Annotated in this window: 8 protein-coding genes and 2 pseudogenes; 9 read left to right on the forward strand and 1 reads right to left on the reverse strand. The window is 55.6% G+C overall.

Annotated elements, in window-relative coordinates; translation table 11 throughout:
• Positions 1-10: 10 nt before the first annotated feature.
• The 9 genes and pseudogenes from AC0L7S_RS04000 to AC0L7S_RS04040 all read left to right on the forward strand — a co-directional run bounded on the left by AC0L7S_RS04000 (position 11) and on the right by AC0L7S_RS04040 (position 10,180).
• Positions 11-874, forward strand: a complete 864-nt coding sequence (locus AC0L7S_RS04000) for a bifunctional allantoicase/(S)-ureidoglycine aminohydrolase (RefSeq protein ID WP_473473176.1) — start codon at positions 11-13, stop codon at positions 872-874.
• On the forward strand, positions 871-1,377 hold the full coding sequence (locus tag AC0L7S_RS04005) for an ureidoglycolate lyase (protein WP_473473177.1): 507 nt from the start codon (positions 871-873) through the stop codon (positions 1,375-1,377). The genes AC0L7S_RS04000 and AC0L7S_RS04005 overlap by 4 nt, the downstream gene beginning before the upstream one ends.
• Positions 1,374-1,967, forward strand: a complete 594-nt coding sequence (locus AC0L7S_RS04010; RefSeq protein WP_473473179.1) for a nucleoside deaminase — start codon at positions 1,374-1,376, stop codon at positions 1,965-1,967. Before AC0L7S_RS04005 ends, AC0L7S_RS04010 begins: the two co-directional genes overlap by 4 nt.
• A 93-nt stretch (positions 1,968-2,060) precedes the next feature.
• Positions 2,061-4,043 carry a CocE/NonD family hydrolase gene (locus AC0L7S_RS04015; protein ID WP_473473180.1) on the forward strand — a complete coding sequence of 661 codons (1,983 nt, stop codon included), beginning with the start codon at positions 2,061-2,063 and terminating at the stop codon, positions 4,041-4,043.
• 154 nt (positions 4,044-4,197) lie between these two features.
• Positions 4,198-5,788 (forward strand): annotated as a pseudogene (locus tag AC0L7S_RS04020) (ABC transporter substrate-binding protein).
• 15 nt (positions 5,789-5,803) lie between these two features.
• Entirely contained in the window at positions 5,804-6,763 is a 960-nt protein-coding gene (locus AC0L7S_RS04025; RefSeq protein ID WP_473473181.1) for an ABC transporter permease, read from the forward strand.
• A gap of 215 nt (positions 6,764-6,978) precedes the next feature.
• Positions 6,979-7,566, forward strand: a pseudogene (locus tag AC0L7S_RS04030) (ABC transporter permease); the annotation flags it as partial.
• A 90-nt stretch (positions 7,567-7,656) separates the two neighbouring features.
• Positions 7,657-9,282, forward strand: coding sequence for an ABC transporter ATP-binding protein (locus AC0L7S_RS04035; RefSeq protein ID WP_473474171.1), 1,626 nt, complete (start codon positions 7,657-7,659; stop codon positions 9,280-9,282).
• Between the two features lie 58 nt (positions 9,283-9,340).
• Positions 9,341-10,180 (forward strand): alkaline phosphatase family protein, encoded by an 840-nt coding sequence (locus tag AC0L7S_RS04040; protein ID WP_473473182.1) that lies wholly within the window; start codon positions 9,341-9,343, stop codon positions 10,178-10,180.
• A gap of 7 nt (positions 10,181-10,187) precedes the next feature.
• On the opposite strand, the gene AC0L7S_RS04045 is transcribed toward AC0L7S_RS04040, so the two are convergent.
• Complete coding sequence (locus AC0L7S_RS04045; protein WP_473474172.1) at positions 10,188-11,129, reverse strand: alpha/beta hydrolase; 942 nt, start codon at positions 11,127-11,129, stop codon at positions 10,188-10,190.

Raw genomic sequence — 11,129 nt, forward strand, 5'->3', positions numbered from 1 at the left:
GTTTCAACCGATGGATATGAACACCATGGCCGACCGGACCTATTATTCGCCAAGTGGCGGACATCCTTCTCAAACCGAACTTCTCACCGACCGCGCGGTGTTTACCGACGCCTATGCCGTCATCCCGAAGGGTGTGATGCAGGACATTGTCACAAGCTGCCTGCCATTCTGGGAAGGAACGCGGGTATGGGTGTTGTCACGGCCACTGAGTGGTTTTTCCGAGACGTTTTCGCAATATATCGTCGAAATCGCTCCGGGCGGTGGCAGTGACCGACCCGATCAGGACGACAGCGCAGAAGCGGCTCTGTTCGTGGTTGAAGGTAGCGTAACCATATGGCACGGCGAAAAAGAGCATGTCCTGACGCCCGGCGGATTCGCCTTTTTGCCACCAGCCAGCGGTTGGAGCGTGCGCAATCGAGGTGACAAGCCGGCCCGCTTCCATTGGATCCGAAAGGCCTATGAGGCGGTTGAAGGGCTCGATATGCCACCGGCATTATTTGCCAATGAACAGGATATCGTACCTACGCCGATGCCCGGAACTGAGGGTAAGTGGGCAACGACGCGGTTTGTCGATCCGAGCGATATGCGCCACGATATGCATGTGACGGTCGTTACGCTGCAACCCGGCGCGGTCATTCCCTTTGCCGAAACTCATGTCATGGAACATGGGCTTTATGTGTTGGAGGGCAAGGCCGTCTATCGCCTCAATCAGGATTGGGTTGAAGTCGAAGCCGGTGATTATATGTGGCTGCGCGCCTTTTGCCCGCAGGCCTGCTACGCGGGCGGACCGAGCAATTTCCGCTACCTGCTATACAAAGACGTGAACCGCCACGCTAAACTTGGCGGAACATTCAATTCGAGGCCCATTCCATGACACCAATCACTGCCAAAGCTCTGACCCGAGAAAATTTTGCGCCATTCGGCGATGTCATCGACACCGATTGGGACAATCATTTTTCCATCAATGGCGGAAAGTGCGAACGCTATCACGCCCTTGCAACCGCCGAAGCAACAGGTTCGAACGCCCACGTGCTGATTTCGATTGCGTGCGGCACACCTTACGAATTCCCGCTGAAACTCACCATGGTCGAGCGTCATCCTTTGGGAAGCCAGGCATTCATCCCGCTGTCACCACGGCCATTTGTTGTGGTCGTCTGCGATGATGGTCCAGATGGTCCCGGCACGCCGCATGTCTTCGTCACCGCCCCCGGACAAGGCATCAATTATACCCGCAACCTGTGGCACGGTGTGCTAACGCCGATTGGCGAGAAACAGGATTTCATCATTGTCGATCGCGGTGGCGACGGATCCAATGTCGAGGAATTTTATTTTTCGCATCCTTATGAAATCCATCTTCCACAAGGGTTTCAAACATGAGCGACGTCTCGCTTATAGATCGCCTGCTCGACGTCATCGAACAGGACATAATACCAAAAACCGCACAAGGCGTTGCCCAAGGGAGCAAATTGTTCGGCGCGGCGATCCTGCGTAAACGAGATCGCTCATTGGTGCTGGCGGAAACCAACAATGAAATCGAGAACCCGCTCTGGCACGGCGAGATTCATTGCCTCAAATGCTTTTATGAAATGCCCAAAGCGGAACGTGTCGACACCAAGGATGCAATTTTCGTTGCAACGCATGAGCCATGTTCTTTGTGTCTGTCGGCAATTACATGGGCGGGTTTCGATAATTTCTACTACCTCTTCAGCCATGAAGATTCGCGTGACAGCTTCGCCATCCCCCACGATTTGAAGATCTTGAAAGAGGTATTCACCCTCGATCCGGGCGGCTATAACGCCGAGAATGCCTATTGGAAGAGCTTCTCCATTCGTAAACTGGTGCAAGCGTTGCCCGATGGTGAACGCAAGCGTCTTGAAAGCCGGATTGGAGTGGTCGCCAACTGCTACGACGAATTGTCCGGCGTCTACCAGTCAAACAAAACGGAAAACGATATTCCACTCAATTGAGGACCATTGCCGGGCTATGTGGTGGATTCGAGCCGCTGGCGACTTGAAATAACATGATGCTTCGTGCCTGACTGTCAGCATGGAGCATCAGGTATGAAGACCGTTACCGACTTTCCTCGCAAAATCGTCGAATTTCCCGATATGGGGATCGTTATGCCCGACGGCTGCCGGTTATCGGCACGGGTATGGATGCCAGCCAATGCCGACGATGATCCAGTTCCGCTAATCCTCGAGCACCTGCCATATCGCAAGCGCGATGGAACCAATTACCGCGATACCTTGACCCATCCGTATTTCGCCGGACACGGCTATGCATGCATGCGCGTCGATATGCGCGGCAATGGCGATTCCGAAGGTTTGATGGACGACGAATACACCGATCAGGAGTGGCAGGACGCCTGCAACGTCATTGCCTGGGCCGCAAGCCAACCCTGGTGCAACGGCAATGTCGGCATGATGGGCATTTCCTGGGGTGGTTTTAATGCGTTACAAGTTGCGGCCCTGCAGCCACCGGCGCTGAAAGCGATCATCACCATCTGTTCAAGCGTCGACCGCTATGCTGACGATATTCACTACAAGGGCGGCTGCCTGCTCGGCGAAAATTTCGGCTGGGCAGCAACAATGCTTTCTTATTCATCGCGCCCGCCCGACCCTGCAATTGTGGGAGACCGCTGGCGCGATATGTGGCTTGAGCGCCTCGAAAACCAACCGTTCCTCGCGCCGCTCTGGCTTTCGCACCAACATCGCGACGCCTATTGGAAACGCGGATCGGTTTGTGAGGATTATTCGGCCATCAAGGCTGCCGTCCTGTCGATCGGTGGTTGGCACGATGGCTATCGCAACACCGTGAGCCACCTTGCGGCGAACATCCAAGCGCCGGTGAAGGGCATCATAGGCCCCTGGATTCATAAATATCCCCACTATGCAGCGCCCGAACCACGCATCGGATTTTTACAGGAAGCCTTACGTTGGTGGGACCATTGGCTGAAAAACATTGATACCAGCGTTGAGGCCGATCCAGCATACCGCGCCTATGTGATGAACAGCGTGCGGCCAGCCCGCTGGCACCCGGAGCGCCCCGGTCGCTGGATTGCCGAACCGATCTGGCCATCGCCGACAATCACCCGGCAACGGCTTAGTTTGATGAAGGCGAAGAGCCCACCCGTCATCGTCGCATCGCCACAGGACTGCGGCCTCGCCGGAGGCGAATATTTCCCATTCACATTTGGTCCCGAGCTTCCGGGCGACCAGCGCCCCGACGATGCGCTGTCGGTCTGCTTCGATCAGCCCGCGCTTACTGAAGCTCTCGACATTGTCGGCGCTCCCGAACTCCACGTTCGTCTCAGTTCAGACAAGCCGCAGGCCAATATCGCCGTCAGGCTTTGCGATGTTCACCCCGACGGCGCATCCGAATTGATCACATATGGCGTGCTCAATTTGACCCACGTGAATACGCATGAAGACCCGCAGGCGCTGGTGCCCGGTGAAACGGTTTCGGCGCGCGTGATACTCGACCAATGCGCCTATCAAATCCCTGTCGGGCATCGTTTGCGTGTCGCTGTTTCCAACAGCTATTGGCCAATGATCTGGCCATCAGCGGAACCTGTTTGCCTCACTTTGTCCGAAGCTGCGCTCGAATTGCCAGTGCGGCCTCTCGCCACAGACGAACAAGTCACTTTTGCTTCTCCCGAAGCCGCCAGCCCGTGGGCAACAGAGACTGTGCGGCCTGCCAGTTCAAAGCGCCACATCCGCCGTGATGAAACCTCCGGCGAGGTGGTTTTGACGATCACAGATGACTTCGGCGAAGTGCGAGACCTTGACCACGACCTCATCAGTGGTAGCATTGTACGAGAAATCTGGACCATTCGGCCTGACGATCCGTCATCAGCCCAGGTCGAAATTCATTGGACGCAAATGCTTGCACGAAATGACTGGTCAGCACGCACAGAAACCTTCGCGGAAATGCAATCAACTTCAAGCCACTTCATCATACATGCCCGTATTGAGGCCTACGAAGATGAAGCTTTTATTTTCAAACGTAACTTCGATAATCAAACGCCGCGTCACAACCTGTGATTGATGGGCGATTGATCCACATTGACCACACCATTTACGCCAGACGATGTCGCATACGGTCTTGCGTCCGGCTTTCACCTTCGCCCATTATTCAACTACAATGAAAATTCAGAACAGACCTTAAGGTCGAACCAACAGAGTGAGGATCTCAAAGATGTCCAAAGAACTAGAATTCCTGAGCCAGTATGTTGCCACCGGCAAACTTAGCCGTCGTGATTTCCTCGGCCGTGCTGCTGCGCTCGGTGTCAGCGCCGGCGTTGCAACCACAATGCTCTCCAAAGCTGCGCGCGCCGAAGGCCCGGTAAAGGGCGGGTCGCTCAAGGCCGGCATGCAAGGCGGCGAGATCCACCAATTCGCTCGACCCTGCGACATTCCTTAGCCAGGTGTCGTTTACGTTCGGCAAAAGCTGGGGAGAAACGCTTGTTGAACTGACCCCCGACGGTGGACTCGAAAACCGTATCGCCGAAGAGATCGGGTCATCCGACGATGCCAAGACCTGGACATTGAAGATCAGGAAAGACATCGAGTTCCACGACGGCAAGACACTTACACCCGAAGACGTGATGGCAACGCTTGAACGCCATGGTGACGAGGATTCAAAATCTGGTGCGCTTGGCATCATGAAAGGTATCGACACGATCAAGGTGGATGGCGGCGACGTTGTCATCACGCTCAAGGATGCCAATGCCGACCTGCCCTATCTGATGGCTGACTATCATCTTGTCATCCAGCCAAATGGTGGCAAAGACAAGCCTGACGCAGGCATCAGCGCCGGCCCTTACAAGGTGACGGTCGATGAACCGGGTGTGCGCTATGGCGGCGAAAAATTCGCGAATTACTGGCAAGGCGACAAGCTCGGCCATGCCGACCAGATCGAAATCATCGTCATCAACGATGCGACGGCACGCATCGCCGCCTTGCAGGGCAATCAGGTCCAGATGATCAACCGCGTCGAACCCAAGGTGGTCGATCTGGTCAAGCGCGTACCGGGCGTGACCATCCAGAACGTGTCGGGGCGTGGTTTTTACCCCTTCAACATGTTCTGCGACACCGCACCATTCGACAATAACGATCTCAGAATGGCGCTGAAACTCGCAATGGACCGCGAAGATATGCTCCAGAAGATTTTGCGCGGCTACGGCAGCGTCGGCAACGATATGCCGATCAATGAAGCTTATCCGCTGTTTTCCAATGACATCGAACAGCGCACATTCGATCCTGAAAAGGCAGCGGAACTCTACAAGAAGTCAGGTCATAGCGGTTCGATCCTGCTGCGCACATCAGATGTCGCCTTCCCGGGTGCTGTCGATGCCGCACAGCTTTATCAGCAAAGCTGTGCGAAGGCCGGCATCACGATCGATATCAAGCGCGAGCCCGGCGACGGTTATTGGTCGGAAGTCTGGAACAAGAAGCCCTTCTCGCTTTCTTACTGGGGCGGGCGTCCAACGCAGGACCAGATGTATTCAACGGCCTATATCTCAAGCGCGGACTGGAACGATACGCGCTTCAAACGGCCGGAATTCGACAAGATGGTGCTGGCCGCGCGTGCCGAACTCGATCAGGACAAGCGCAAGAAGATGTACCGTGACATGGGCATGATCATGCGCGACGAGGGTGGCTTGATCGTACCGTTCTTCAACCAGTTTATCGATGCTACCGCCAAGGGCGTCGAGGGTTGGGTCAAAAACCCGGCTCAGGAGATGTGCAACGGCTACGCATTGGCACTGTGCTGGCAAGCAGCCTGATCCCAGGTCACGCAAATGGGATCGTCGATCATCAAGCTAATTGCCCAGCGTATTGCGCTGGGCATGGTTCTCCTCGTGGCGATCTCGGCAGTCATTTTTGTCGGGACGCAAATTCTTCCCGGTGATGTGGCCCAGTCAATTCTTGGCCAGTCCGCTACGCCGCAATCGCTTGCCAATTTGCGAGAGCAGCTTGGTCTGAACGACCCGGCATATGTTCGCTATTTCAGTTGGCTGTGGGGAATGCTGCATGGCGACATGGGAACCGCGTTGTCCAATGGACAGGATATTGCCGCCTCGCTTGGCGGTCGGCTGAAAAATACGCTGTTTCTTGCCTTTTGGGCCGCTGCGGTTTCGGTGCCGCTTGCCATTATTCTCGGGCTCATCGCGGTGCGTCACAAGAATGGGTTTGTCGACAAGCTGATTTCCGGCCTGACGCTTGCGTCCATTTCCCTGCCCGAGTTTTTCATCGGTTATCTGCTGATCTACTTCGTCGCGGTCAAACTGCAATGGTTCCCAAGCGTTTCGACGGTTTATGAAGACATGTCGTTTCTTGACCGGCTCAGAGCAATCGCGTTGCCGGCAACGACACTGACGCTGGTGGTGCTGGCGCATATGATGCGCATGACACGTGCGGCGATCCTCAATGTCATGCAGTCGGCATATATCGAAACGGCAGAACTGAAAGGATTGTCCGCATTCGATATTATTCGCCGGCATGCCTTTCCAAACGCCTTTGCGCCGATCGTCAACGTCGTCATGCTCAACCTGGCCTATCTGGTCGTCGGCGTGGTCGTCGTTGAGGTGATCTTTGTCTATCCGGGTATGGGGCAATATCTGGTCGATCATGTTTCCAAACGTGACGTACCGGTCGTGCAGGCTTGCGGGCTTGTCTTTGCTGCCGTCTACATCTGCCTCAACATCGTGGCCGATATTGCCGCCATCATGTCCAATCCACGTCTGAGGCACCCAAAATGACCGCAACCGTGGAAAAGAAATCATTCAGGTTCCCCCGCATTCCAATCAGCGCCTGGATCGGCCTGACTGTCACTGCAGCATTCGTCTTTTTCGTGATTTTCGCGCCCTGGGTTGCTCCATTCGGCAATGCCGAGATCATTGGCGATGTTTGGGAGCCGGCTTCTGCAACGCATTGGCTGGGCACGGACAATCTTGGACGCGACCTCCTGTCACGCATGATCTTCGGCGCGCGAACGACAATCACGATTGCCGCGCTTGCGACCGTGCTTTCCTTCACACTCGGCTCCGTTCTCGGCTTTACCGCCGCAGTGGTCGGTGGCTGGTTCGATCAACTCCTGTCGCGCTTCGTTGATCTTCTCATGTCCATTCCCACGCTGATTTTTGCGTTGGTGGTGCTTTCGGTCTTGCCGGGGTCCATCCTTACGCTGATCCTCGTCATGGGCATCCTCGATTCAACACGTGTCTACCGTCTGGCGCGGGCCGTGGCGGTCGATATCAACGTGATGGACTATGTGGAAGCAGCCAAGCTACGTGGAGAAGGTCGCATCTGGATCATCTTCCGTGAGATATTACCCAACGCCTTGTCACCGCTGGTTGCAGAACTCGGTTTGCGGTTCATCTTTGCGGTGCTGTTCCTGTCGTCACTTTCCTTCCTCGGTCTCGGCGTTCAACCGCCTGATGCGGACTGGGGAAGCATGGTGAAGGAAAACAAGGAAGGCATCGTCTTCGGTATTCCTGCTGCTCTTATACCTGCCGCAGCAATCTCAGTCCTGGCGATTTCGGTCAACCTCGTCGCGGACTGGGTTCTCAACCGTACTACCGACCTCAAGGAGGCCGTGGCAATGGATAAGAACGAGCAAGCGGTCACCAGCACCAGCGGGCCTGAAAGAAAGATGCTCCTGGAGATACGCAATTTGCGTATTGAGGCAACCGTCTATCCGCCGAGTGGCGATCCCGAAAATGTGGTGATCGTGGACGATGTTTCACTCACCTTGGAACCTGGCAAGGTTCTGGGGTTGATCGGAGAGTCCGGTGCGGGCAAATCGACGATCGGTCTGTCCGCCATGGGCTATGGCCGTGGCGGCGTGCGCATTACCGGCGGTGAGGTTATCCTCAACGGACGCGATATCCTCAAAGACGAGAGCGGCTTTCGAAAATTACGTGGCAACGAGGTGTGCTACGTTGCGCAATCTGCTGCGGCTTCTTTCAACCCGGCACACCGGCTGATGCGCCAGGTGACGGAGGCGACGCTCAAGCACGGCGTTTCAAATCGGGTGGAGGCCGAGAAGCGCGCGGTTGAATTGTTTCGAGAACTCAGCCTGCCCGACCCTGAGAATATCGGCGAACGATTCCCGCATCAGGTTTCGGGTGGACAGTTACAGCGTGTCATGACGGCAATGGCGCTTTGTTCGAAACCCGATCTCATTATTTTCGACGAACCGACAACGGCGCTCGATGTAACCACGCAGATCGACGTACTCGCGGCCATCAAGAAAGCGATCCGCGATACTGGCGTTGCGGCACTCTACATTACCCACGATCTGGCTGTCGTTGCTCAGGTTTCAGACGAGATCATGGTGTTGCGTCACGGCAAACTTGTGGAATGGGGCGGCACCCAACAAATCATCAAGGAGCCGCGCAAGGAATATACCAATGCGCTCGTTTCGGTTCACTCCATCACGCACGAGGAGCATGAACCGACGCAGACACCGATATTGTCGGTAGAAAACGTGACGGCTTCTTATGGGAACAGTTCCATCAAGGTTCTCAAAGACGTGTCTGTCGATATCCATCCGGGCCAGACTCTCGCTGTTGTCGGTGAGTCCGGTTCTGGAAAATCGACGCTGGCACGTGCGATTACCGGCCTGTTGCCGCCGGAGCAGGGCTCTGTCACGTTTGAAGGGCGCGCACTGGCCAACCGGCTTGCCGACAGGCCGAAGGAAGACTTGCGTCAATTGCAGATGATTTATCAGATGGCCGATGTGGCGATGAACCCGCGCCAAACCGTGGGAACGATTATCGGACGGCCGCTGGAATTTTATTTCGCCATGCGAGGCGTGGAACGCGATCGGCGGGTTGGCGAACTTCTCGACAAGATTGAGATGGGAACTGGTTTCCTCGACCGCTATCCGGCCGAATTGTCCGGTGGTCAGAAGCAGCGCGTGTGTATTGCGCGCGCGCTTGCGGCCAAGCCAAAATTGATCATCTGCGACGAGGTGACTTCCGCGCTCGACCCTCTCGTTGCAAACGGTATCTTGAAGCTTTTGCTTGGCCTCCAGAAGGAAGAGGACGTTGCCTATCTGTTCATTACACATGACCTTGCCACGGTGAAATCCATCGCCGATTCGATCGCGGTCATGTTTCGCGGCGAGGTGGTTCGCTACGGACCCAAAAGCGAAGTTCTCACTCCGCCCTTTGACGATTACACCGACCTTCTGCTCTCGTCCGTACCCGAGATGGAAATTGGCTGGCTGGAGACAGCCATCAAGGGCAGGCGGATGGAAAGCGCAGGAAACTGATCTGTCCAGCACCGGTTGAACAGGTCTCGCATACATACCGACGAAAGCGTAATTTGCCATGGCGCTTAAAGCCAAGCTCCTTCTCATTATTCTGGACGGCGTTCCCTACAGGAATTGGCGTCGTCTGATGGGCAATCTTGAAGGCTGGGTTCAATCTGGTGACGCGCGCGTGTGGAAGATGCGGGCGGTCCTGCCATCAACATCGGCGTGCTGCTATGCGTCTATTCATACCGGCGTGCCGCCACAAATTCACGGCATCCATTCCAATGAAGTGCGCTTTCGAGTGACGCAACCTGACCTGTTTTCCGAAATTTCGAATGCAGGAGGCACAACAGGTGCGGTGACACATTCCTATTGGTCGGAGTTTTTCAACCGATACCCGTTCGATCTCGTGCGCGACATGGAATATGATGAGGTTGACGGCCCGATTACTCACGGTCGTTTCCATACGATGACCGGCTATAACGCCAAAAACCAGATGACGCCAAGCGATGTCGATCTGTTCGCCACATTGACAATGCTGGCGGTGCGCTTCGGCATCGACTACGGCATCCTGCATAGCTGCACGCTGGACTCCATGGGCCATCGCTTCGGCCATGACTGTCACGAAATGGACCACGCCGTCTTTGCCATGGATGCGATGCTTGCCGCCTTTCTGCCGCGTTGGCGCGAAGCTGGATATGAAGTCATTGTCACGGCCGACCATGGGCAAACCGACCGAGGTCATCATGGCGGCCATGAAGATTTGCAGCAGGATTTTGCGCTCTATTATTTCGGCAAGGCCCGTGGGCCAAAAGAAGACGTCTTGCTCGATCAGCTACAGCTTGCGCCGACAATTCTGAAACGCCTTGGCGTCAAGATTCCGGCAACAATGAAAGCCAAGCCGTTTTTGACCTGAACCCGCATTACCACGCCCATTCGCCGCGTCCCAATGCACGCACCGCTTCGATGGTTCGGGTGAAACTCGCGCGTGCGCGGCCAACACTGTGCCGCGCTCTTAGATAGCCATGCACCAAACCGGGCTCCTCGACCCACAGGGCGCGGCCACCCGCCGCCACTATCCGATCGCGATAAGCCTCACCATCAGATGAAAGCGGATCGCACTCAGCAGTGAAAACGACAGTTGCAGGGAGATTTTCGAAATTCGTATCGGCAAGTGGGGCCATAGTTACATCGCCCGTGCGGTCTTCCCCTCCACACCGGATATGCGTGTAGAACGCGACGTCGCGGGCGGTCAGCATAGGGGCTTCGGCATGCTTGAGGTAAGAGCCTCGTGACTGATCGCCGCCCAAAGCCGGATAGATCAGAACCTGGCCGAGCGGGCTTCGCGCATGTGCGCGCGTGGCGTGGCTAACCATGGCGGCGAGATTGCCGCCGGCACTGTCACCGCATAGCAAGATGTTGCGGGCATAAGTGGTTGCGGCCCATTCGAAAGCGCTCATCGCGTCATCGAAATCGGCTGGATGACGATGTTCTGGCGCCAGCCGATAGTCGACGGAAATAACCTCGAACCCCGTTCGGTGACAAAGCTCGGCACAGACATCATCATGGCTTTCCAGCCCACCCACGACGAAACCACCACCATGGAAATAGATCACGATAGCTGAATCGTCGGCTGTCTGCGTCTGATAGATTCGGACAGGGATTTCATGGGTCGGGGTCGAAATCGCCGTGGTTTTTGCCGTCACACCTTCTGGATATCCCGCAAAAAACTCGCGGCACATGCGGTCATAAATTTCTCTTTGCCGATCGACTGTGTAGTCGATGGTTTCTGGCGGATAATAGACATTGGTTCGTTCGATGAACGCCCATGTTTCTGCGTCGATCAGCTTGGCATAGTCGGCCAT

This window comes from Mesorhizobium sp. G2-6-1 (assembly GCF_055809095.1).